Origin of the sequence: Pedobacter arcticus A12 (genome assembly GCF_000302595.1) — a bacterium.
GTDB classification, from domain to species: Bacteria; Bacteroidota; Bacteroidia; order Sphingobacteriales; family Sphingobacteriaceae; genus Pseudopedobacter; species Pseudopedobacter arcticus.
In genome coordinates this window covers 201,261-224,742 of sequence record NZ_JH947127.1, presented here as the reverse complement: position 1 = coordinate 224,742, position 23,482 = coordinate 201,261, and the positions used below count along the sequence as shown (strand labels likewise).

The window sequence follows — 23,482 nt, the reverse complement described above, 5'->3', positions numbered from 1 at the left end:
TTGTTAATCTGATTTTAAAATAGTGAACGTAGCAGATTTTACACCCTTAATTTTGGTATTCGGATAGGGATCGACTGAATAAAGTAAGGCTTTATAGTTTTTATCATTTAAACCAAAACTTAGTGTGTCGGTTTTTGAGTTTTTTTCTGGGGAAATGATTAAATCTAATGCTACGGTATCAGTTTTACTTGTAGCTAGTAGTTTTACTTTCGCCTCGCCAGCCCATACACATTGAACATCTTCAGCACATCTGCTATCCGCAATCTCTTCAACGGTAACATGCATCCCCGTTAAAGTATCAGTACCAAACCACACACTCTTAGCTTGATAAAGTGTTGCTTTAGCGCCGAAATCAACAACTTTATTAGTTTCGATAGTTTGCTCGCATGCAATAAAAGACAGTAATCCTAAGATTGCTATCCCAAAAATAGAAGATTGATAATTGTTTAAATACATAATTCCCCCTTTTAAATACAAATACGTTATAGACAAGGTAACTGATACAGTTGTTACATTTTTTTTGCTTCGTTCCAGAAAACGTCCATCTCTGTTAAACTCATGTCTTTTAAATCTTTACCCATTCCACTTGCTTTAGATTCTAAGTACTGAAAGCGTTTGATAAACTTGCGGTTGGTTTTTTCTAAAGCGTCTTCTGGGTTAATGTTGATGAAACGGGCGTAATTGATCAGCGAGAACAACAAATCTCCAAATTCACCTTCGGCTTTTTCTTTATCAATCTCTTGATTGTCAACCACGTTAAACTCGTCTTTAAACTCTTGCAGTTCCTCTTCAACTTTAGCCCAAACTTGTTCTTTTTCTTCCCAATCAAATCCTACACCTCTTGCTTTTTCTTGTATTCTGGAAGCTTTTACCAAAGCAGGTAGGGAAGAGGGAACTCCCGCGAGAACCGATTTATTACCTTCTTTTAGTTTAATTTGTTCCCAGTTTTGCTTTACCTGTTCTTCCGTTTCTGCAATGGTGTCGCTGTAAATATGTGGATGGCGGTTGATTAGCTTTTCGCAGATGCCGTTTAAAACATCCGAAATATTAAAATCATTCGTTTCTGAGCCAATTTTAGCGTAAAAAACCAAATGCAACATCAAATCACCCAACTCTTTTCTGATCTCGGTCATGTCGCCTTCTAAAATCGCATCAGAAAGCTCGTATGTTTCTTCAATAGTGAGGTGACGCAAAGTTTCCATGGTCTGCTTTTTATCCCACGGACATTGCGTCCTTAAATCATCCATGATGGCTAAAAGACGTTCAAAGGCTTTTGCAGGTTGGTGTTGTTGTTCAAAAACATTCATTGATTGTGGTTTTGCCCAAAGGTAAGGATGTTAAAGTTTAAACCATATTTAGTGGGTGCTGTTTTTAGGTTTAGGATAGATTTATGACAAAACAAAAAACCTACGGTTTGCCGTAGGTTTTCTGAATAATTTCCGAAATATTTTAAGCTAAAATTCCTTCAATAGCTCTCAATTCGTTTTCCTCAAAAATAATATTGTCTAGTGCTTTTAAGGAGTCGGCAAGTTGCGTAGGTTTACTTGCACCTACCAAAACAGAGGTTACCCTATCATCTTTTAATAACCAAGCAATTGCCATCTGTGCTAAGGTTTGACCTCTTTCTTCAGCAATTTCATTTAGCTGTTTTACCTTTTCAATTTTTTCCGCTGTGGCATATTGCTCGTTTAAAAAACCGTGTTCTTTTGCCAAGCGGCTGTCACTTGGTATGCCATTTAAGTATTTATTGGTTAATAAACCTTGCGCTAAAGGCGAAAATGGTATGCAACCAACTTGGTTTTTTTCCAAAGAATCTAATAAGCTATCTTCCACCCATCGCTCAAACATCGAATACTTAGGCTGGTGAATTATACAAGGCGTTCCTAAATCATCCAGTATGCTTATCGCTTTTTCAAATTCGGGTGTTTCGTAATTACTTAAGCCTATATATAAAGCTTTCCCTTGTCGCACAATTAAATCTAGCGCTCCCATAGTTTCTTCCAAAGGTGTTTCCGGATCGGGACGATGATGATAAAAAATATCTACGTAGTCGAGATTCATACGTTTTAAGCTCTGATCTAAGCTGGAAACTAAATATTTCTTAGAACCCCAATCTCCGTAAGGTCCGTCCCACATCGTGTATCCAGCTTTTGTAGAGATAATGAGCTCGTCGCGGTAGTTTTTGAAGTCTTGATGTAGAATACGCCCAAAATTTTCTTCGGCAGATCCTGGAGGCGGACCATAATTATTGGCTAAATCAAAATGTGTAATACCGCGATCAAAAGCTAATTGTAAAATAGCCCGGTAATTTTCGTAAACATCTACGCCTCCGAAGTTGTGCCACAGCCCTAAAGAAAGGGCAGAAAGCTTGAGTCCACTGTTTCCGCAACGGCGGTAAATCATATCCGTATATCTGTCGGCTTTAGCTAAATAAGTCATTTTTTACAGTGTTGTTTATAGTTGTTTTATAACAATATGAGCTAAAGTAACTGTTTTATTTAAAAAGCTAAAGTGTTTTTTTAAGCACCCAAGGGCAAACTTGGTTTGTTATTTGCTTTTATAGGGTATCAGTTAATTTAAAAATATAACCTATGTCACACACACATCATAACGCTGGAAGTTCTGAGGCGGATAAAAAAGAACACGAGAAAAATCTTCATGGAAAAGAGGCAATTGATAAATTAAAAGATATTGCTAAAAGTGCGGAAAATTGTTTTTTCTGTACCAGTATTAAAACTGGGGTTCCTATGTCTGTAAGGCCAATGTCTGTACTGCAAGTAGACGACGAAGGAAGTTTGTGGTTTATGAGCGGAAAGGACAGCCATAAGAAAGAGGAGATTGAAGCAGACCCGTTTACACACTTGTTTTTCCAGGAAAACAAAAACTCTGGCTTTTTAAACATTTATGGAATTACAGATATTGTTGAAGACCAAGCTAAGATTGACGAGCTTTGGAATCCATTATTAAATGTTTGGTTTCCAGGAGGAAAGGAAGATCCGAATATCTGTCTTTTAAAAGTTACACCAACTAGCGTTTATTATTGGGATACCAAACATGGCGAATTGGTTTCGTTTGCTAAAATGGTCACTTCTTTGGTTATTGGTAAGCAGATGGATGATAGTGTAGAAGGTAAATTGGATATTTAAAACTTTCAACAAATTTTTTATCAACTGCCTTAAAGATGATTTAAGGCAGTTTTTTTATGAGCTGGATTTTAAAGAGGGACATTTTGCCGAGCTTGTGAGCTATGGATGTTTATATTTGTGTTTTAGGAATTCGACGAATGAAAAAGAAAATTATCATTTTAACCGGGGCTGGGATTTCTGCTGAAAGTGGTTTGCAAACTTTTAGAGATGCAGATGGCCTTTGGGAAGGTTATAACGTAGAAGATGTTGCTACACCAGAGGCTTGGGCTCGTAATCCTGTTTTAGTACAAAACTTTTATAATGAGCGAAGGAAGGCGGTTTTAGAAGCAAAGCCAAACGCGGCACATTTAGCTTTGGCCGAGCTCGAAAAGCATTTCGGTACGCTAATTATTACGCAGAACATCGATGATTTACACGAAAAAGCAGGGTCAAAGGTAGTGATGCATTTACATGGAGAAATTGTTTATTCCCGTTCCTCAAAAAATGCAGCGCTTCTTTATAAATTACAGAAGCCAACCATAGAAATGGGTGAGTTGTGTGAATTAGGGTCTCAATTGCGTCCGCATGTAGTTTGGTTTGGTGAAGCTGTGCCCATGATTAGCAAGGCAATGCATGAAATGCCACAAGCTGATATTGTAATTTTAGTGGGGAGTTCTTTGGCGGTTTACCCTGCATCTGGTTTATTGGAATTGGCAAAACCCGGTACACCAGTTTACATCATCGACCCAAAGATTCCCAATGTTAACCTACCAAAAAACATCGTTAAAATCGAAGAAAAGGCTAGTGTTGGTGTGCCTGTACTGGTATCTGAACTAATTAAAAATGAATAAGCTTAAATGTGTTTTTAATTGGAGCGGCGGCAAAGGCTCGGCATTGGCATTGTATCATTGCTTGCAAGATCCCAATTTAGATATTCGTTACTTAGTTACCACTATCAACGATAGCGTGAACCGCATATCCATGCATGGCGTTAGTTACGAGTTGTTAAAACAGCAAGCAGAAGAGATAGGGATTGAGCTCTACGAGATTCGTTTACCAGGAATGCCCGATATGCAGACTTACGATGAAACTATGCGTGTACATCTGCGTAAATTTAAGTTCGAAGGAATTATACATTCCATTTTTGGAGATATTCTTTTGGAGGATTTACGTAAGTATAGAGAAGATAAGTTGGCGGAAGTTGGTTTAACGGCCTTATTCCCATTATGGAAACGTGATACGCGAGCCGTTGTAGATGAGTTTTTAGCGTTTGGGTTTAAAACTGTTATCGTTTGTACCCAAGAGAAGTACGGCAATTTGTTGGGAGAGGAGATAAACCAAGAGCTTATTCGAACTTTTTCTGAAGATATGGATGTTTGCGGAGAAAATGGAGAATTCCATACTTTCGCTTTTGATGGACCGATATTTAGCAAGCCCATAAAATATACGCTAGGAGAGAAGGTTTTCAAAGCTTTTAAAGCTCCTAAAAATTCGACTGATACTTGTGGAGATATAGCTATTACGCAATCAGAAAACTCGGGGTTTTGGTATGTTGATTTATTGGCGAATTAGATGAAAAGACACCTCTTATAACGCTCTCTAAATAATCTACATTAACGTGAATTCTGTCGCTAATGCCTTTTCAGCACAGCCTTTTCTGCCCTCATGCCGGGCAATGGCATTTACTTTTTTCATTATTTGTTTATTTCTTTGTTCGGCATTCAAGAGTGCTTCGCAATTTTTTCCGCAAAAAGTAAACAAAAAACTCTCGACTACGCCCTTTGCTAAGAAGGCGGTGCTTTTACTCAGTTCACCTGTACCGCAAAGTTCTCATGTCGAAGATAATGTGAACTTTAGTCTGTGCTTCGGCTGGACTGAATGAGAAACAGCCGTAATCTGCATTATTCTGATATGATTTATTATAAATAAATTGATAATCGGTTTGTTATATCAAAAACCCACGTTACATTAAAATGTAAATCTTCTTTGTTGGGTTTTAATTGATGATATTTGAACAGAATAGCAAAAGAAAATGGCAGAAGATTTAACGATTAACAGTGGAACTAAAAAAGAGCAGTATCAATTACTAACACCACAAATTGAGGCTTTAATTACTGGAGAAACCGATTTAACAGCAAACTTAGGAAATGTTTGTGCGGCATTAAAAGAACAGTTTAACTGGTTTTGGGTTGGTTTTTACCTGATTAAAGGTGATCAATTGGTTCTGAATGCTTTTCAGGGGCCAGTTGCCTGTACGCGTATACAAAAAGGTAAGGGTGTTTGTGGTGCAGCTTGGCAAAATGCAAAAACACTGATAGTTGATGATGTTGATGCGTTCGAGGGTCACATTGCTTGCAGTAGTTTGTCCAAGTCGGAAATAGTAATTCCTATTTATAGCAATGATGTAATTATAGGTGTTTTAGATGTTGATAGCGAACACCTGAGTTTTTTCGATAAGGATGATCAGGAAGGACTGCAAAGAATAATAGACTTGATTGAGTTTTAATAATCGTCTAAAATATTTTTTAACTCATCTGGCAAATCATCAATGGTATCTATGTCTGATAATGTTATGCCCACGTGGTAGCTTATTCGTAAATTTTCTAAAACGTTAACGGTAGTGCGATATACTTCGTTGGTGCTCCAAGCTATGTCGCTAAACAATTGGGGAATCATCTTGTTTAAGCCTAACAAATAATAGCCACCGTCCTTTGCCGGGCCAATCACCGCGTCCTTGGTTTTGAGCGACTGAAATGAATCTTCAATATCACGCTGACTTAGCTCGTAACAATCAGATCCAATAATTAAAACACGCTCGTAACCTTTGGATAAAACCTGAGTAAAGGCGTCCTGCATTCTGCCACCCAAATCACTTTCTTTTTGGTAAGCGCTAAAATAAATCTCATCGCCCCAAGGCATTTTATTTTCAGAAACTTTATCGTAAAACAAAAACTTGTCTGCGTTTAAGTTTTTGGTAATGAGATTTGTATGGTTTAGTAGTTCTTGGTAAACTTTAAGTGCGTTCTTGTTTCCAACGGTAGAGGCTAGGCGAGTTTTTGACCTGCCCAACTCAGGATATTTTAAAAAAATAATGATGGCTTCTTTATTCATAAAATGCTTTAAACAAATAGCTGTGGCTCAAAAAAAGATACAGTTTTATACTAAACTCTTAACCAGCCAAGGGTTTAAAATACCAACTTATTTTTAGAATTCAATTTACTTAATTAAACCTGAGATTTCGTAATCGTTTAAGCCTAATAAAATAACCTTTTGGTGTTTGGTAATTTGATACAAAGAATCCGGAATAAAAACCAAGTTTTCTGTGGTGTGGTAAAGCAAATTCTTGCTTTGGGTGTTCATCTCTATCTTTGTAGGCGTAATTCCTGCAAAGCTTATTTTAATGGATTTTACGCGTAGGTCAGGATCTGTAGCGGAGTAAGTAACTGTGTTTGCAATGGAGTCCTTTTTATAGCTGTCTTTCCAAGCGGCCTTGTTAATGTCGCACTCAGAAAATAGCTGTAACTCCTGATCCCAGTTTTTTATAACCAGTGTTTTAGTTTCAGTCTCTTTATTTTTACTTACGGTTTTTACAACTTGTTTATTAGTAAGCGTGGATGCTTGTTGCTTAAAGTAACCAGCAACACCAAAAAAATATTTCTGTTCCGGAGCCTGTTCCTCCGGGGAGGACGAACAGCTCGAAAACAAAAATAAAATAATCGTAAATTTTAAAAGCTTAATCATTAAACTAATATTTCTCCACTCATTTCCTGTGGGGCATCAACACCTAGTAGTTTTAGAATTGTAGGAGCAATGTCTCCCAGCTTACCATCCTTAATGGTTTTATAATCCGGATCAATCAAGATACACGGAACCAAGTTTGTGGTATGCGCTGTATTTACAGAACCATCTTCATTAATCATATAGTCAGCATTACCATGGTCGGCAATGATGATAAACGAATAGCCATTTTTTAAACCAGCTTCAACAACAGCTTCTGCACATTGATCAACCGTTTCAACAGCTTTTACAACAGCTTCAAAAACCCCTGTATGCCCAACCATATCTGGGTTTGCAAAGTTCAGACAGATGAAATCTGCCCAGCCTTTTTCAATCTCGGGGATAATAGCATCCTTAATTCCATTTGCACTCATTTCTGGTTGCAAATCATAAGTGGCAACTTTTGGAGACGGAATCATCAGTCGTTTTTCATTCTCGAATTCTTTCTCGCGACCTCCAGAAAAGAAGAAAGTTACGTGAGGATATTTTTCCGTTTCCGCAATTCTAATCTGATTTTTATGGTTATGCTCTAAAACTTCGCCCAAAGTATTTACTAAATCAGCTTTTGTAAATACCACTTTAACACCTTTGAAAGTCTCATCGTAGGTTGTCATGGTGATATAGTCCAAATTCAAAGGCTTCATTCCTTGCTCTGGAAATTCTTTTTGGGTAAGCGCAACTGTAATTTCCCTACCTCTATCTGTTCTAAAATTAAAACAAATTACTACGTCTCCGTTTTCAATTACAGCAATTGGGTTACCGCTCGCATCAGTCTTTACTAAAGGCTTAATAAATTCATCCGTAACGCCATCAGCGTAAGACTTGCTAATTGGTGCAGAAAAATCAGTTACTTTTTCTCCTTGGCCGTTAACCAATAAATCGTAAGCAAGCTTTACCCTTTCCCAACGGTTGTCTCTGTCCATTGCGTAATATCTTCCAATTACACTAACTATTTCACCAGCAGAATTTTTTAAATAGTCGTTTAGGTTATTGATATAGCCTAATCCCGCATTTGGATCAGTATCTCTACCATCGCTAAAAGCATGGATATAAACTTTTTCTAAATCAAACGATTTTGCAGCGTCGCACAGTCCTTTTAAATGTAAAGTATGTGAGTGAACGCCCCCGTCAGAAAGTAGCCCTATAAAATGGACTTTCTTATTTTCTTTTTTCGCGTATTCAAATGCTTCTTTTAAAACCGGATTTGTTTTAAAATCTCCATCTTTTACAGCCTTATTTATTCTTCCCAGTTCTTGGTAAACTACTCTTCCAGCACCTAAATTCATGTGCCCAACCTCAGAGTTTCCCATTTGACCGGCCGGTAAACCAACCGCTTCACCAGAAGCTTCTAATCTAGAGTTTGGATACTGTTTGATGCAATGGTCAAAAAATGGTGTATTTGCAGCGATGATGGCGTTTGATGAGTCGTTTTTTCCGTATCCCCAGCCATCTAGGATTAGGAGTGCAACTTTTTTATCTTTCACGATGCAAATATAAAACTAATACTTAACAACATTAGCGAACAATTTGCTAAATTATGGCACTATTTGTGGATTTTTACATTAACACCGTACTATATGAAATACGCTTACACACTACTTTTTTTAATTATGGTTAAAAGCACTTTTGCTTTTGATATTATTGATGATGTTGCCGCAACATTTAAAAGTGGCGATGCAAAAGAAATCTCAAAATACTTTTCCTCAACCATAGAGCTTTCGATTATTGATAAAGAGGATATTTATTCTAGCAATCAGGCAGGTTTTATTTTGAAAGACTTTTTTGCGAAACACCCACCCATCAGTACAAAAATTATCCATAAGGTAACCTCAAACCCTAGCTATAAATTTGGTGTTATTTTGCTTGTTACGGCAAACGCTAATTATAGGGTAAGTTTTGAATTGAAGAGCAATTCATCAAAATTTTTACTGTCTCAAATCAGAATTGAAGAAAATAAAGAATAACCCAAACATAAAATTTCTATTTTTGGGAGCAAAATTTATACATTTTGGACAATCGACTATTACAACAATTTATAGATAACGCTCTAATTGAGGACGTTGCGGACGGAGATCATACCTCTTTATCCACTATTCCAGAAGATGCAAAAGGAAAAGCTAAGCTTTTAATTAAGGATGATGGGATAATTGCTGGCGTTGAAGTAGCTTTAGCAATATTTAAAACCGTAGATCAAAACCTAAAAATTGAGGTTTTGATTGAGGATGGTAAAGCTGTTAAATACGGGGACATTGTGTTGTACGTAACTGGTAGTTCACGCTCAATTTTAACCGCAGAACGTTTGGTGCTAAATACAATGCAAAGGATGAGCGGTATTGCTACAACCACCAACAAAATTGTAAAGTTGATTGAGACAACAGGTACCAAAGTTTTGGACACTAGAAAAACCACACCCAATATTAGGTTTTTAGAAAAAGAAGCCGTAAAAATTGGTGGAGGTGTAAACCATCGTTTTGGCTTGTACGATATGATTTTGATCAAAGACAATCATGTTGATTACGCCGGTGGAATTCCGCAAGCAATCAATGCAGCAAAAAAATATCTGAAAGAAAAAAATATCAATATCCCTATTGAAGTTGAGGTTAGAAACATCAAAGAATTAACCGACGTAATGAATACCGGTACTGTGGACAGGATTTTGTTAGATAATTTTAGTTTCGACGGATTAAAAGAAGCAGTTGCTTTGATAAATGGTAAATATATTACTGAGGCTTCTGGAGGAATTACCGAAGAAACAGTTTTAGATTATGCAAAATGTGGCGTAAACTATGTATCTATGGGTGCGCTAACCCATTCTGTGAAAAGCTTAGATATGAGCTTAAAAGCGGTTGTTTAAATAAAAATAAGACATTTGAGAACTTTAAATATTAATATAAAAGCTTTATGATTTCGATTTATTCTATCGGAGCATTATTATTAGCTTACTTGTTTGGCTCTATCCCTACAGCCGTTTGGATAGGTCAGGCTTTTTACGGAATCGACGTAAGAGAATACGGTAGCGGAAACGCTGGTGCAACAAATACTTTTAGAGTATTAGGCAAAAAAGCAGGGATTCCTGTGATGCTTTTAGATATCCTCAAAGGTTGGACTGCGACTAATCTCGTTTCTTTCATAGGTCTATCTGTGACCGGGCCCGAACATTCTGTTCAGTTCGTGAATTATCAGTTAGCTTTAGGTATTGTTGCGGTTATGGGACATCTCTTTCCCGTTTTCGCGGGATTTAGAGGAGGTAAAGGAATTGCTACCTTATTTGGTATGATATTAGCAGTGCACCTTCCATCAGCTTTAATCTGCGTTCTGGTATTTGTAGTGGTTTTATTGCTAACAAAGTATGTATCGTTGAGTAGTATTTGCGCCGGCTTTACATTTACATTAAGCGTGATATTTATTTATCAGGTTTCTGTTAAAGCAATAGTAATTTATGGAATGTGCATTTGCATATTAATTTTGGTCACGCACCAAAAAAACATAGAAAGGCTACTCAGAGGTAAGGAACCAAAGGTAAATCTGTTTAAAAAGAAACAGTAATATTAAATCAAAATTCATGAAAATTAAAGTATTGGCAGTAGTAGGGTTGAGTACCCTAATGATGGCTTGTTCAACAGTGCCACTTACTGGTAGAAGACAAGCAAACTTAGTGAGCGATGGCGAAATGCAGCAAATGGCCGCTACAAGTTATAGAGAGCTTTTATCGAGTCCAAAAACAAAAGTGCTTAATAATGCACAGAGCAGACAGGTAAAAGCGGTAGGCGCTAAAATTCAGGCGGCAGTTACCAAGTTTATGAATGAAAACGGTTATGCAGATCAAATTGCAGGCTTTAATTGGGAATTTAATTTAATTGAAAGCCCAGAAGTTAACGCTTGGTGTATGCCAGGAGGGAAAGTGGCCGTTTATACTGGTATTTTACCCATTACACAAAACGAAGCAGGTTTAGCTACGGTTATGGGTCATGAGATTGCACATGCCATAGCAAAACACAGTAATGAGCGTTATTCTCAAGAGATGATTGCACAGGGTTTAGGTGCTATTGTAGGTTCGGCAGTAACCAAAACAGAAGCTGGAGCAAGCGTTTTTAACCAGGTTTTTGGTATCGGTGCACAAACTGGTGTACTTTTACCTAATTCAAGAAAACAAGAATCGGAAGCAGACAGGTTAGGGCTAACTTTTATGGCTATGGCCGGATATAATCCGCAAAGTGCAGTCGGTTTTTGGCAACGTATGGCCGCAAAGAGTAACGGACAAGCACCACCAGAATTTTTAAGTACGCACCCAAGCGATGCAACAAGGATCAATGATATTCAAAAGTATCTTCCAGAAGCAAACAAATATTATAAGAAATAGATTTTTTTCAATAAGAAGAGGCTTGGAAACTGCGGTTTTCAAGCCTTTTTTTGTTTAAGCTTTTTTATGATTCAGGTATCTACATCGGGAAAAAGGAAGTCTGCTTAACGCCACTGCTCCAAAGTACTTAGTGTGAATAACAGCAGACTCGTTACTTTTTTTTGCGACTAGCTGTGATTTTTCGAATTGATGAAATAGTGCATCTAGAATAAACTTGCTGTAAAGCCTCTATCTGATTTCATTATTCCGCAGGATCACTGAAATCTAACTTAGAAAGCCGAGGACTGCGTCCGGAATATTAGCGTAAGACCTGACTAAATTGATCGTTCACATGTAAGGGTTTAGATTTCAGTGACCACTGAAAAAGCGAACAAGAAACCACAGGTGTTATTCTTTCCTCATTTTAACTTTCTTTCCGTTTTGATTTAATATCATTTCTTTTTCTTCGGGAAGAAATTCAAGTTTTAAACCTGCTTGGTCAAGTTTAAATTTGGTTGTCTCATAAGCCTCCAAAGAAAATTTTGGCTGGCCTGTTGCTTGCCCTTTTAGTATATTTCCTTCTTTTGTAATCGTCAATTTTAATGGAAAATTTGGGCTTGAATAAGTTCCCAGAAATTCATCTAAGTCTTCTGATTTAAGAGTAATTGATTTGAAAGCAGGAAATTCATAATCTTTGCCGTAGATAATACTTAAAATTCCGATGGCAAAATCGTTGTGCGGAAAACGCTCTCCGTTGATAGCAAAAGCTAATCCTAAATGGTCCTGCTCGTTGTAGGCAACCATACAGTGTGTACCGTAAGTATCTCCGCCATGTCCATAAAAAGAACGCTCATAAAAAGGAATGAACATTAAGCCTCTCCCAAAAGGTTCTTTTTTTGTATAGTCGGGTTTCATTTGCTCAATAGTTTCCTTTTTCAGGATTTTATATTGAAATAAACTAGACAGAAAAATGTTTAGGTCGTTCGTTGTAGAAACAATGTCTCCAACTCCTATTATATTTGAAAACTCAAAGTCTGTAACTTTTTCCCATTTATGAGTGTAGCTGTATGATGGGGAAATGTTTTTTGTTCCTTCGGTTATCGATGTCAGATTTTTAAGATTTAGCGGTATGGTAATTTTTTCTGCAACGATTGTAGCGTAATTTTTGTTCAATAGTTTTTCTGTAATTTTTGCCAATAGATAATAACCCGAATTGGAATAAGCAACTTTTTCATTTGGTTGAAATGAAACGCCTTGTTTAATGATTTCTTCAAAAATTTTATTTTCGCTTACTTTTATTGTTAGCCAAGTTATGCTGTCTTTTTTTGCCGTAAAATCTCCTAAACCACTGGAATGTTCTAATAAGTTTTTGATTGTAATTTTATCAGAATTTGGAATTTTGGGATAAAACTTTGATAATTTATCTTCTAAACGCAATTTATTATTTTCAATAAGTTCAAAAATTAAAGTAGCCGTAATTACTTTGGTTATTGACCCAATTTGATACTTTGTTTCAGAATTATATTGAACATTTTCAAGGTTTGATTTTCCGAAGTGTTTGTTGTAAACTTCTTTTCCGTTTTTGAAAATGGAAACGCTTCCAATTCCTCTGTTGTTGTTTTCAATGTGGCTAATAAAGTTGTCAATTTTTTGAACGTCAATGTTTTGAGCAAAAACTTGAAAGCCGAATAAAATGGTTATTACTGAGGTGATAAGTTTTAATTTCATATTGCGTTATCGTTTGTAATTGTGCAATAAAACTTCTATGTGTCAGGAGGTAAGTAATTCAATTGCTTTATATTTTATAAATATATTTCTTTTTGGTGAATTTTTTATAAGTACGAATAATTTAAGAAAATGAGTAGCCAAAGCCTATGTTGTTTAAGCCAGATAGAAACGGAAAACCCACAGCGAGCGCAACGGAGCGAGGATTTGTAGTGGATAGCTGGGACATGCTAATCTAGAAAGCAATTACTTTTGTTCTTTCAAAAATTTGAAACGCTTTTTAGGGAGCTGATTTCTTCAAAAGTTTGGCCTCAGACTAGTGTTTCCTTTTTCGTTAGGAGTGAAATTAAAAATTCCGAGGATTTTTTGTGCTGTTCAGTTCGGTAAAAGAAACCAACTGATCAAATCTGGCGCCGGGTGCTCGGTAGTAAATTAGTATTTGATAGTCGTTTTCTGTTTGGTAGTAGGAACCTTCGAAAGCGTTAGCGTCAATCAATTTGCCGTTTTTATCCACCCAAACATATTGATAATCCACCACACCTTGCTTTAAAAGCGTGGTTAAGGTGAATTCTTTACGCTCGGCGTTGTAAACCATGCGGTTGCTGTTGTTTTTTTGGTAAGCAGTAAATTTACCCACCACATAGGCAAACCCCTGTTCGTCTGGTGCTTCGGCCTTTAAAACAAAGTTTACATTTCCGTAATCTGCATCGTAACGCGGATCGTTTCCATCTTGGTTTAAGGTGTAGAAATTACCGTCTTCATCAAATTGATAGGTATAAGAGCTTTTGCTTTTATCGATATCTGCAAAAAGGTTTACGGTATAAATACTGTCTTGGATAATCTGGTAAACCCCGTCTGATTTATACCGGAAACTACGGGTATCAAACCTGCGAAACTCGTTGCCAGCCTTAAAATCAGTAGTGCTATTGTCAGCGTAAATGAGTTGGTTGTTTCTGATGAACAAGGGGCGTTGCGTGTTTTGAAAAATATCTGTTCGCCCATTCTGTAGTACGACTGCCGTGATTTCTTGATAAGCGTTTTGTATGTTTAGGCTTGGGTGGAAGATAGAAAAGTTTATTTTCTGATTGCTATCGCGATTTGAAACAGTGGCTGAAGGTGCTATTTCGGCTTGTACAGCTACTTTTGTATTAAGCAGATAAAACCTGCGTGTCAGTAATAATTTTGTTGCATCGCCATCTTCAAAAACCTTCAGTAAGTAATTTCCAGATAATTTAGGAATTACGCTAAAATTAGGCAACTTAAGTTCGTAATGGGTGTACTTTTGGTAAGTGTTGTATGAAAACCGATAATCGTTGACACGGTCTTCGCTAAAACTTTCTAGATATTCGATAGGGCTGATGGATGAAGGAGTCCAATCTGCATTACAATGTACAACGCTATAATACAGATTTCTGCTACCACCCCGTAAATCATCAAAACTTAAAAGTAGCTCATCACCGCCTCCTAAATTTAATAGGGGGAAAGACTGCACCTTTTTAAGGTTGTAAAAAGCAACGGTTTTAATTTCGGGAAGATAATTGATATCGTCGTAAACCAAATCCGAAGAAGGAACTTCAACCCGTTGTGAACGTTGTTTTTTTTCTTTTTTTTGAGCGAAAGTATGGGAAGTATAAAGTAAACAGTATGAAGTAAAAAGTAGGAAATAGTACCCAGTAAGTTTTAAGTTGTAAGTTTTAAGTTGATGGTTTTGTGGCGAACAATTTTGTTTTACTAATCCCATACATTTTTTTAATAAAAATAAACTTGTTGTTTTAAGATTTGGAAAGCCTAATTAACTAATGAGCGTGAACTTCTATTAGCCTAACAACCTTACCAACTAAACCCTAACAACCTATTTAAGCCTCCAAAACCATAATCTCTTCTGCAAGTTCTTCCCAATGTAATTGTGCAGCACCTAAAGTTTCTTTGGCTTTATCATAACGCTCGTTTACCTCTTTTAATTTTGTTGGGTTGCTATAAATTTCTTCTTTCGCAATTTCTTCCTCTAAGTTTTTTACCGACTTTTCCTTTTCAGCAATATCCTCTTCAAGCGCCTGTAAATTTTGGTTTAGCTTTTTTAACTGCTTTTTCTTTTCCTCTATTTCAGATGGTTTTGGTTCTTCTTTTTTAGGCTTGTTTGCTTTAGCTGGTTTTATACCACCTTGGTCGCCGGTTTTAATTCTTTTAGCCTGCCATTCTTCATATTCCTCGTAAGTTCCTGGGTATTCTTGGATGTTTTGACCTTCGATGAACCAAATTTTATTGGCAACGTTGTCTAAGAAATACCTATCGTGAGAAACTGCAATTAAAGTACCTTCATATTGTTGTAATGCCTGAATCAGTATGTTTACCGACTGGATGTCCAAGTGGTTGGTGGGCTCATCCAGAATCAAAAAATTAGAATCTGTAGTCAATGATTTTGCTAATGCAACCCTTGATTTTTCACCTCCGGAAAGTACTCTGATTTTTTTAAAAACATCATCTCCGGTAAATAAAAAGCATCCTAAAATAGAACGGATTTCGGTATCACTGTGTTTTGGTGCAAAAGATTGTAGTTCTTCTAAAATGGAGTTATCCAAGTGTAAGCTTTCCAGCTGATGCTGAGCGAAGAAGGTAGTAGTAACATTATGCCCGACTTCACATTTTCCTTTAAAATCCTCAGTTCCGGCAATCATCCTTAACAAAGTCGATTTTCCTTTTCCGTTGGCACCAATTAAAGCAATTTTATCACCTTTTTCAATTACACCATCAGCATTGTTTAAAATATCGATAGCTGGATAGCTTTTGTAAGCTTCTTCAATTCTAATGACATGGCGGCCAGAAGGTTTAGAGAATTTAAATCGGAAATTTACTGATGGGTTGTCGTCGTCAACGTCTTCCACACGATCCATTTTATCTAAAGCTTTCATACGGGACTGCGCCATTTTAGCTTTAGATGCTTTTGCTCTAAAACGTTCAATCAATCGCTCTTCCTGCTTTATCTTTGCCTGTTGGTTTTTGAATTCTCCTTTTTGGATTTCCCCGCGTAAAGATTTTTCTTCTACATAGAAGCTATAGTTGCCAGAATAAATAGTTAATTTTCCTTTTCTGGATTCAACAGTTCTATTTACAATTTTATCTAAGAAATACCTATCGTGAGATACAATTACGATAGCGCCCTCAAAATTATTTAGATAAGTTTCTAACCATTTAATGGACGGTAAATCCATGTGGTTGGTAGGTTCATCCAGCAACAAAATATCTGGTGTTTGTAAAAGGATTTTCGCAAGCATAACCCGCATACGCCAACCTCCAGAAAAAGTATTTAAAGGGCGATGTTGATCTTCGGAACTAAAACCTAAACCGGCTAGAATTTCATTTGCTCTATACTCAATGCTATAGCCATCTAAAGCTTCAAATTCAAGTTGTTTGTCACTTAGTTTGTTTAATACTTCTTCAGAATAATCTGTCTCTAGTTTTTTTAACAGCACCTCAATTTCGTCATGCAATTGGTTCTGGCGCTCAAAAGCTTCCATGGCCACATGTAAAATGCTGTGGTGCGAATCGTAAGAAAGTAAATCTTGGTTTAAATAACCTATCTTCAGGTCTTTAGCCATAGAAACCGAACCGGATGAGGGCTGGTATTCTCCAACTATTATTTTAAGCAAGGTTGATTTTCCGGTTCCGTTAGCGCCGATTAATCCGCATCTTTCTCCGGGTTTTATGTGCCAGTTGGCTTCTTCGTATAGGGCTCTTGAGCCAATTAGGAAGGTTAAGTCGTTTATTGAAATCATTCGGGCGCAAAGGTAGTAATTTTGAATAAGCAATTAATAGCGCAATAGGATAATTACATTAGAAACGAATTATTTTTTATCGGTTTTACGTTCGGTTTGCTTAATTACGCCACCAGGAACGTTAGCTTCTACATCATTTTTTGTATGCATCAAGCTTCTTTTGACTTTAACTTTATCCCAATCTGTACCCACTTTTCTTTTGTCTTGAAACGTCATTTTTAGAGAATTTAGAGATTTATTACATTTTTTATCTGCTCGCTAACATCATGAAGGGTATTGCTATCAAGCGGAGTGCCCGCAGTTTGTACAATTTTTCCATCCTCAGAAAATTTTACTCTAGGGTTTTCTGTCTCTTTTAAAAATCCAAGTTCATACTCCTGGCTATTTGCGGAATAAAATACTTGCACCTCTTTTGGCTCAGTATCCCCCATAATGTGGATGCTAATTTCAAATATTCTGTTCATAATTACTGTATTATAAGTTAATATAAAAACAAATATGATACCTAAAATAGGTTTAAAAGCTGAAAAAGTTATTTTAGTTGTGTTTGTTAGGGAATTAAGAAGAAACGTATTTTAAACCAATGATAGAACTTACCAATGTGAAAAGGAAAAATATACGCCAAAATGTTGCCGGTTCCTTAAAAATAAAGATACCAATAATCACCGAGCCTACGGCTCCAATACCTGTCCAAACTGCATAGGCAGTGCCAATTGGCAGTGTTTGGGTAGCTTTAATAAGCAGTAACATACTGATGATAAGGCAAGCTAAAAAGCCACCGTACCACAGGTATGTTTCTGTTCCGCTACTTTCTTTTGCTTTGCCTAAACACATCGCAAATGCAGTTTCAAAAATGCCTCCTAAAATTAAAAGTAACCAGTTCATTGCTTAATCTAAAAATAAAGTGTCGTCTTCTTCGGTCGTTAGGTTTAATTTTACGACGTCTTTTCCTGCTATTCCTTCTACAGATCCACTAATGTGGACGGCATTCAATAGTACTTTTTCCAGCTGTTTTTCTCTGCTCTTCCAAAGTTTTTCCATGGCGTTACGTTCTGTTTGGATGCTGGCTTTCATGCTCATAAAACCTTCGCTGATGGCACTCCACTGGTTGTTAAACTCCGAGCTGGTTAGATAATCGTAAAGCATGTGCATTTTGTCTCCCCGGTTTTCCTGAGATTTTGTAGCTGCATAAAGTTTTACAATTCCATCTCGTAAAACAAAGGTAACAGCTTTTAATTCTTCGAAAGAACAAATCCAAACTCCATCTTTTTCGCCAAAGCAATCCATCCCTTTTGGATAACATTGGGTAACAATAACGGCTACATCCGCCCCGACAGAAATTTTATCTTTCTTAAGTTTCTCTATCCAGTCGCCACCAAAATCTTTGGTGCGTTTACTTTCGTAGATAATTTTACCACAGGTTTGTCCGCTCGAATTTCTAACAGTTTGAATACAATCTGCGCCACGTACGCCTTTGCCAACTTCTGCAATCACATCAAAAGGGAAATTGCTTTGTAACAATTGCTCCACAATTAATTCCTGAGATTCGCCTTGCATTTGCATAGAGCCCTGTTCGGATTTCCGCTTCATCTCGTCAACCAGTTTGTTTTGTGCTTCTAGTTTTTGTTCGTATTCTTTAAGTTTTAACTGAAATTCGGTTTCCTTTAAATGACTTTTCTCATTTTCCTGCTTTCTAATCTGCTCTGATAGCGTTACGCGTTCTTCCTGTAGTTTTCGCTGTAAAGAAAGTTCCATTTCGGCTTCCTTAGTTTTTAAATCAGCTTCTTTACGTAAAAAGTCGAGTTCTTTTAGCCTAGCCGTTTTTAGTTTTTCTTCACCTTCTTTATTTGCATTTTGCAATAGCTGTAGTTGATTTTCAAAATCGGTAGCGATGCTTTTGCGTAGGTTTTCTTCTAATTGTTTTTGCAATTGCGCTTTCTCACTATCAGCTTGCTTTTGCATTTGCACTTTTTCTTGCTCTAGTTTTTGTTGAAACAACGACGCTTGCTGTTTTTCTTTTTGTAAAAAGTCCTGCTCTTTTTTTTGATACTCTTCGTCTTTTTTACGGGCTTCCTCGTCTTTCTTTTTTTGAAAATCAAGCATTTGCTTCCGCAGATTGTTTTTATATTCTTCGGCCATTACTTCTTCGATAGGGAAGGAGTGACTACAATTAGGACATTTTACTTCTGTTGACATATTGCTTTTAAAAAGATTTTTAAGGTAGGATATTTTTATGGATACAAAAATAAGATTTTCAATTTATTGATTTCGTTTATTAAAAGATGTTGTTAACGATAGGCGTGGATACCGGCTTTGTGGCTAATGCCTTGTGGTGTATGAATGGATAGCGTGTTAAAACCTCCTAGGTTTGTGAAAATCGCCGTTTTTGTTCGAGCTGTTAATGTGCAGTAATGTTTAGTTATGAGGGTTTGTTAATTGACCTGACCTGTTTTGTTGTACAATTTTTTTTGGGTACGATGATTGTATTGTTTGATTTATAAACATTTACAGAGATGATAACAGACAAAATTGAAGAAGTAAAAAACTCTTTAGAAGAGAGCTTACTTAAAGAAGATATTTTTACCAATATCAGTAAAACCGAACGAATATTATCAATGGCGAGCGGAAGCTATATTTTTTTAAAAGGGTTGAGTAATGTTTTTTCGAGCCCAATGTTAGCTACTAGCGAACTGTTGGTTGGTTTTGGACTATTGCAACGTGGGGTTACTGGGCATTGTGCGCTTACCGAAAAGTGGGAGATGAGTAAATTGGGTTCCACTTCTGTGGTTATTGTAGAGCAATAAAATAGACAAAAGAGGTTGTCTAAAAACATCGAACTGTCACATTGAGCGGAGTCGAAATGTATTCCTGATTAGCACTGAAGAGGCTTCGACTCCGCTCAGCCTGACAAAAAGGGATACATTTCTAAATTTTCACGGCTCTCAGCATTTCGCGTTTTCCGGCTGCGCCAGGGGCTTTTTCTACTTTCATTCCTAATGATTTCATAATCCGTTTTAAATCGCCAGTAATGGCATACGTTACAAAAACACCACCTGTTTTTAAGAGGTTAATAATATGTTGTATAAATTCTTTAGTCCACAGTTCGGGCTGATTTGAAGATGCAAAAGCGTCAAAATAGATCACATCGAACTTAAGATCTGTTTTATATACTCGAGCATCGGCATGTACGATTTGTAAATTGCAGTAACTGTTGAGCTGGATAGGCTCTTTTAAGACTTGGTTATAATTTGATATAAAGGTATTCCAAGTAGCTCGGGAAACCAATTCTTGATAGTTGGTCTGCTCAAGAAGCGTCACAGATAGCGGATAAGCCTCCAAACCAACATAAGTTAGGTTAAGTTCTTTGGCTGTGGAATAATCTTGCGTTAGTAAAAAGTTTAAACCTGTACCAAAGCCTACTTCTAATATCGTAAGTTCGGTAATGTTTTTATCTGCCAAATAGTACCGTAATCCAGAATTTAGAAATACATGGTTACTTTCTTGCAATGCACCGTTTTTACTATGATAATTTTCCTTTACTAAGGGATGGAATATGGTGTTTGAACCGTCTGCGGTAGTTACTACGGTGTATTGCAGACTATTGGTTGGCATCGTTTGGTTAATTGCTGTTAATTGACTTTTGTTCCGTTGGTGATCCATTTCGACCAGTTTTTGTTATAGGTATGTATCTCAGAAGTTTGTACGCCGTTGGTTTTGTAAACTGGCTGGTGTTCGTTTACCCATTCAAAGATGCCACCGTAAAGGTTATGTACTTTTTGGAAGCCATTTTTAATGAGCTTCTCTGCTATTTTCTCACTTCTATAACCCACAGAGCAATAAACAACCACGTCAGCATCTTTTGGGATATTTACCACCCTGCGCATATCAAACCAAATATAACCTACGTTTCTTGCGTTTTTAAGGTGACTAACGTTGTATTCTTCTTTCTCTCGGGCATCTAATAAATAAACATTTTTAAGGTGTTTTAAAGAATCTACGGAAATAAGCGGAACTGAATGCTGATACAAATCATCCAGAATTTCTTTGTATTCGGGATTTTTTATTTGAGATAAAACAGCGAACGGTAAGGTTAAGAAGAATAGCGTCAGTATGTTTTTTAGCATTTTATTGTAACGGGTAGAAGTATTAATTGTTATTTGCAATGGTTCGCTTTTGTTAAATAAAGCAAGTTTTTATGTTTTGGGCGCTGTTTTTAGAACACGATAAATATAGAAACAATCATTTTAATTTTGACCGAAAGAAATTAACATCGCAAAAAAAGCCGGAGCTTTTGCTCCGGCTATATTATTACCAAATTCTAATTCTGTCTTCTGGCGCTTTATATAATTTATCGCCTTTTTTTACGTCAAAGGCTTTGTACCAAGCATCCATGTTAACCAATGGACCTATTGTTCTGTATTCTCCCGGTGAGTGCGGATCAACGATAATAAATTGAGCTGCAGTTTCTGGTAAAATATTTATTCGCCAAACTTGTGCCCAAGCTAAAAAGAAGCGTTGATCTGGTGTAAACCCATCAATCTTGTCTTCAGTTTGCCCTTGCTTAGTCATTTTAAATGCTTCGTAAGCCACGTTTAAACCGCCTAAATCGCCAATGTTTTCGCCCAGGGTTAACTTCCCATTTACATGGATAGTGTCTAAAATAGTGTATTTATCAAACTGATCTGCTAACTTTTCGGTTTTTGCTTTAAAGTTTTTCAAATCTTCATCTGTCCACCAATTTCGTAAAGTTCCGTCTTTATCGTACTGGCTTCCTTCGTCATCAAAACCATGTGACATTTCATGACCAATTACCGAACCTATTCCGCCATAATTTACGGCGTCATCAGCGTTAGGGTCAAAAAATGGAAACTGTAAGATACCCGCTGGGAAAACAATTTCGTTGATAACGGGATTGTAATAAGCATTTACAGTGGGCGGAGTCATTCCCCATTTAGTTTTGTCTACTGGTTTACCTAATTTGTTGATCATTTTGTTATAATCCCATTCATCAGCATTTTTTAAGTTTTTAAAGTAAGTAGCGCTGTTGATTGCTAAGCCATCGTAAGTTTCCCATTTATCTGGGTAGCCGATTTTTGGCATAAAGGCGTGAAGCTTATCTAAGGCTTTTTGTTTGGTAGCTGCACTCATCCAATCTTGCTTATTGATTCTAATTTCAAAAGCTTTAGAAAGGTTGCTTACCAATTCTTCCATCCGGGCTTTAGCTTCTGGTTTAAAGTACTTTTTAACATAAAGCTGGCCCAATAGTTCGCCGATGGTTTCATCAGTTAGAGACGACATTCTTTGCCATCTTGGGGTTTGTATTTTTTGGCCCGATAAAGCTTGTGAAAACTTAAAACCAGCATCAACAAAAGGAGAACTTAAATTTCTACTTGAGTTTTTAAGAATATTCCACTTTAAATAAACTTTCCATTGATTTAACGGAACGGTTTTAAGCATTCCATTTGCTTTTACAAAAAAAGCAGGATTGTCTACCAAAATAGAATCTTGCCCAGTAACCTTCATTTTTTGCAATAAACTTGTCCAGTTTAATGCGGGAGTAGTTTTGCTTAAACCTATTACACTTAATTTATTGTAGGTTTTATGAGGGTCACGCATTTCTACTCTACTCATTTGAGCTTCAGCGAACGATTTTTCTATTGCAAAAATGTTTTTTGCGTTTAGTTCAGCGCTTTGTGCAGAACTTCCTGTCAATGTAAAAAGCTTTACAATAAAATCGTGGTAAGCGGTTCTTATTTTCCTAGACCTGTCGTCGTTTTTTAGATAATAATCACGGTCTGGTAGGGTTGTGCCGCCTTGGCTTAACTGTGCCATCATCACCTGCGGATTTTTAGAATCCTGATCGATGTAAAAATCAAAAACCGGAGAGGCAATTCCTTTGGTGCGCATGGTAGCAACTGCGTTTATTACACCGGTAATATTTGTAATTGCGTCAATATTTGCTAAATCTGCTTTAATTGGGGTATAGCCAAGCTTTTCGATAGCCAAACTATCCATTCCAGCGCTGTAAAAATCGCCAACACGTTTTTCAACAGAACCGGGCTTTGCAGTTTTGTCGTTTTTAGCATCAACTAAGATGCTTTTTACGGCATTGATGTTAAAATCTCTTAATACGTTGAAACTTCCCCAACGCACCTCTTTCGCTGGAATTGGGTTGTTTTTTAACCATGTTCCGTTTGCGTAGGTGTAGAAATCGTCGCCTGGTTTTACAGATAAATCCATATTGGCAACATCTATTAATTTTTTTTGTGTAGGCGCTGTGCTGTTCTGAGCTAAAACCGGCGTGGTTGCGGTTGATATTCCTAGCCCAACCATCACCAAGTGACTTAATTTGAGTTTCATAAATTTTTTGTTTACAACGTGGTGAAGGTAAGCATAGCACAGCAATTGTTTCAAAATTTGAATATGATTGTTACTTTGTAGTCGATAGTTTTCAGTCAATGGTCGATGGTGAATAGGTTGAATAGGCGCTCCTTCAGAAAGAAGGCTTCGCTGTTTATAATTTCAAATGCTATAATCCACTTAGCTCTGTGATCTCTGTGTCCTCCGTGGTTAAAAGAAATAGCTTTTGTGTCCTCTGTGCTAAACTTTGTACACTCTTTGGTTGATAACCAAAAGAACATAACATTAAAAAAAAACTCTCTTTCCTCTGTGGTTAAAAAAACAGTTGCATAACACACCTCACTCCGTAGTTTACAAACCAAAAAAACTTAAAACGGATAATT

At 36.8% G+C, this 23,482-nt stretch carries 25 protein-coding genes; 9 read left to right on the top strand and 16 right to left on the bottom strand.

The genetic code is table 11. The annotated features are described in order from the left end of the window. Positions 1-3: 3 nt before the first annotated feature. The 3 genes from B176_RS20325 to mgrA all read right to left on the bottom strand — a co-directional run bounded on the left by B176_RS20325 (position 4) and on the right by mgrA (position 2,439). Positions 4-456 (bottom strand): hypothetical protein, encoded by a 453-nt coding sequence (locus tag B176_RS20325; protein ID WP_017259169.1) that lies wholly within the window; start codon positions 454-456, stop codon positions 4-6. A 53-nt stretch (positions 457-509) separates the two neighbouring features. After that, on the bottom strand, positions 510-1,307 hold the full coding sequence (gene mazG, locus B176_RS0112550; RefSeq protein WP_017259168.1) for a nucleoside triphosphate pyrophosphohydrolase: 798 nt from the start codon (positions 1,305-1,307) through the stop codon (positions 510-512). A gap of 142 nt (positions 1,308-1,449) precedes the next feature. Next, the gene (gene mgrA, locus B176_RS0112545) at positions 1,450-2,439 is read right to left on the bottom strand and encodes an L-glyceraldehyde 3-phosphate reductase (protein WP_017259167.1); all 990 of its coding nucleotides are present in this window, start codon (positions 2,437-2,439) and stop codon (positions 1,450-1,452) included. 152 nt (positions 2,440-2,591) lie between these two features. Between mgrA and B176_RS0112540 the strand changes: the two genes are divergently transcribed. The 4 genes from B176_RS0112540 (at position 2,592) to B176_RS0112520 (ending at position 5,631) form a co-directional block, all read left to right on the top strand. Continuing rightward, on the top strand, positions 2,592-3,146 hold the full coding sequence (locus B176_RS0112540) for a pyridoxamine 5'-phosphate oxidase family protein (protein WP_017259166.1): 555 nt from the start codon (positions 2,592-2,594) through the stop codon (positions 3,144-3,146). A gap of 137 nt (positions 3,147-3,283) precedes the next feature. Beyond that, a complete protein-coding gene (locus tag B176_RS0112535; RefSeq protein WP_017259165.1) occupies positions 3,284-3,976 on the top strand; it encodes an SIR2 family NAD-dependent protein deacylase in 693 nt (230 codons plus the stop codon). Further along, complete coding sequence (locus B176_RS0112530; protein WP_017259164.1) at positions 3,969-4,697, top strand: Dph6-related ATP pyrophosphatase; 729 nt, start codon at positions 3,969-3,971, stop codon at positions 4,695-4,697. The genes B176_RS0112535 and B176_RS0112530 overlap by 8 nt, the downstream gene beginning before the upstream one ends. A gap of 460 nt (positions 4,698-5,157) precedes the next feature. After that, positions 5,158-5,631, top strand: a complete 474-nt coding sequence (locus B176_RS0112520) for a GAF domain-containing protein (RefSeq protein ID WP_017259162.1) — start codon at positions 5,158-5,160, stop codon at positions 5,629-5,631. Here the strand turns inward: B176_RS0112520 and B176_RS19550 are convergent. From B176_RS19550 to gpmI, 3 genes are all read right to left on the bottom strand, one after another. Next, on the bottom strand, positions 5,628-6,236 hold the full coding sequence (locus B176_RS19550; RefSeq protein ID WP_017259161.1) for a TIGR04282 family arsenosugar biosynthesis glycosyltransferase: 609 nt from the start codon (positions 6,234-6,236) through the stop codon (positions 5,628-5,630). The two genes, B176_RS0112520 and B176_RS19550, sit on opposite strands and share 4 nt — an antisense overlap. A gap of 105 nt (positions 6,237-6,341) precedes the next feature. Continuing rightward, positions 6,342-6,866: a hypothetical protein gene (locus tag B176_RS0112510; protein ID WP_017259160.1), complete on the bottom strand. Its 525-nt coding sequence runs from the start codon at positions 6,864-6,866 to the stop codon at positions 6,342-6,344. Then, positions 6,866-8,386 carry a 2,3-bisphosphoglycerate-independent phosphoglycerate mutase gene (gene gpmI / locus B176_RS0112505; protein ID WP_017259159.1) on the bottom strand — a complete coding sequence of 507 codons (1,521 nt, stop codon included), beginning with the start codon at positions 8,384-8,386 and terminating at the stop codon, positions 6,866-6,868. The genes B176_RS0112510 and gpmI overlap by 1 nt, the downstream gene beginning before the upstream one ends. 93 nt (positions 8,387-8,479) lie before the next feature. Between gpmI and B176_RS0112500 the strand changes: the two genes are divergently transcribed. The 4 genes from B176_RS0112500 to B176_RS0112485 are packed head-to-tail and all read left to right on the top strand — an operon-like array spanning position 8,480 to position 11,262. Beyond that, entirely contained in the window at positions 8,480-8,866 is a 387-nt protein-coding gene (locus B176_RS0112500; RefSeq protein WP_017259158.1) for a DUF4783 domain-containing protein, read from the top strand. Between the two features lie 44 nt (positions 8,867-8,910). Continuing rightward, on the top strand, positions 8,911-9,756 hold the full coding sequence (nadC, locus tag B176_RS0112495; protein WP_017259157.1) for a carboxylating nicotinate-nucleotide diphosphorylase: 846 nt from the start codon (positions 8,911-8,913) through the stop codon (positions 9,754-9,756). A 47-nt stretch (positions 9,757-9,803) separates the two neighbouring features. Then, on the top strand, positions 9,804-10,448 hold the full coding sequence (gene plsY / locus B176_RS0112490; RefSeq protein ID WP_017259156.1) for a glycerol-3-phosphate 1-O-acyltransferase PlsY: 645 nt from the start codon (positions 9,804-9,806) through the stop codon (positions 10,446-10,448). 16 nt (positions 10,449-10,464) lie between these two features. Then, a complete protein-coding gene (locus B176_RS0112485; protein ID WP_017259155.1) occupies positions 10,465-11,262 on the top strand; it encodes a M48 family metallopeptidase in 798 nt (265 codons plus the stop codon). A 387-nt stretch (positions 11,263-11,649) separates the two neighbouring features. On the opposite strand, the gene B176_RS0112480 is transcribed toward B176_RS0112485, so the two are convergent. From B176_RS0112480 to B176_RS0112450, 7 genes are all read right to left on the bottom strand, one after another. Beyond that, complete coding sequence (locus B176_RS0112480) at positions 11,650-12,969, bottom strand: serine hydrolase domain-containing protein (protein ID WP_017259154.1); 1,320 nt, start codon at positions 12,967-12,969, stop codon at positions 11,650-11,652. A 343-nt stretch (positions 12,970-13,312) separates the two neighbouring features. After that, complete coding sequence (locus tag B176_RS0112475; protein WP_017259153.1) at positions 13,313-14,707, bottom strand: type IX secretion system plug protein; 1,395 nt, start codon at positions 14,705-14,707, stop codon at positions 13,313-13,315. 115 nt (positions 14,708-14,822) lie between these two features. Continuing rightward, the gene (locus tag B176_RS0112470) at positions 14,823-16,739 is read right to left on the bottom strand and encodes an ABC-F family ATP-binding cassette domain-containing protein (RefSeq protein WP_017259152.1); all 1,917 of its coding nucleotides are present in this window, start codon (positions 16,737-16,739) and stop codon (positions 14,823-14,825) included. Between the two features lie 69 nt (positions 16,740-16,808). Next, complete coding sequence (locus tag B176_RS20985; RefSeq protein WP_017259151.1) at positions 16,809-16,955, bottom strand: hypothetical protein; 147 nt, start codon at positions 16,953-16,955, stop codon at positions 16,809-16,811. Positions 16,956-16,966: 11 nt separating this feature from the next. Beyond that, positions 16,967-17,203, bottom strand: a complete 237-nt coding sequence (locus B176_RS0112460) for a hypothetical protein (protein WP_017259150.1) — start codon at positions 17,201-17,203, stop codon at positions 16,967-16,969. A 94-nt stretch (positions 17,204-17,297) separates the two neighbouring features. Beyond that, positions 17,298-17,624, bottom strand: coding sequence for a DMT family transporter (locus B176_RS0112455; RefSeq protein ID WP_017259149.1), 327 nt, complete (start codon positions 17,622-17,624; stop codon positions 17,298-17,300). 3 nt (positions 17,625-17,627) lie between these two features. Beyond that, positions 17,628-18,935, bottom strand: coding sequence for a DUF2130 domain-containing protein (locus B176_RS0112450; RefSeq protein ID WP_026063312.1), 1,308 nt, complete (start codon positions 18,933-18,935; stop codon positions 17,628-17,630). A gap of 317 nt (positions 18,936-19,252) precedes the next feature. Here B176_RS0112450 and B176_RS0112445 point away from each other — a divergent pair, with 317 nt between their 5' ends. Then, a complete protein-coding gene (locus B176_RS0112445; RefSeq protein WP_017259147.1) occupies positions 19,253-19,543 on the top strand; it encodes a YgaP family membrane protein in 291 nt (96 codons plus the stop codon). A gap of 121 nt (positions 19,544-19,664) precedes the next feature. Here the strand turns inward: B176_RS0112445 and mnmD are convergent, their stop codons facing one another. The 3 genes from mnmD to B176_RS0112430 all read right to left on the bottom strand — a co-directional run bounded on the left by mnmD (position 19,665) and on the right by B176_RS0112430 (position 23,072). After that, a complete protein-coding gene (mnmD, locus tag B176_RS0112440; protein WP_017259146.1) occupies positions 19,665-20,399 on the bottom strand; it encodes a tRNA (5-methylaminomethyl-2-thiouridine)(34)-methyltransferase MnmD in 735 nt (244 codons plus the stop codon). Then, positions 20,369-20,902 (bottom strand): rhodanese-like domain-containing protein, encoded by a 534-nt coding sequence (locus B176_RS0112435; RefSeq protein WP_202803349.1) that lies wholly within the window; start codon positions 20,900-20,902, stop codon positions 20,369-20,371. Before B176_RS0112435 ends, mnmD begins: the two co-directional genes overlap by 31 nt. A 145-nt stretch (positions 20,903-21,047) precedes the next feature. Beyond that, positions 21,048-23,072 (bottom strand): M13 family metallopeptidase, encoded by a 2,025-nt coding sequence (locus tag B176_RS0112430; protein ID WP_017259144.1) that lies wholly within the window; start codon positions 23,070-23,072, stop codon positions 21,048-21,050. Positions 23,073-23,482: the final 410 nt, after the last annotated feature.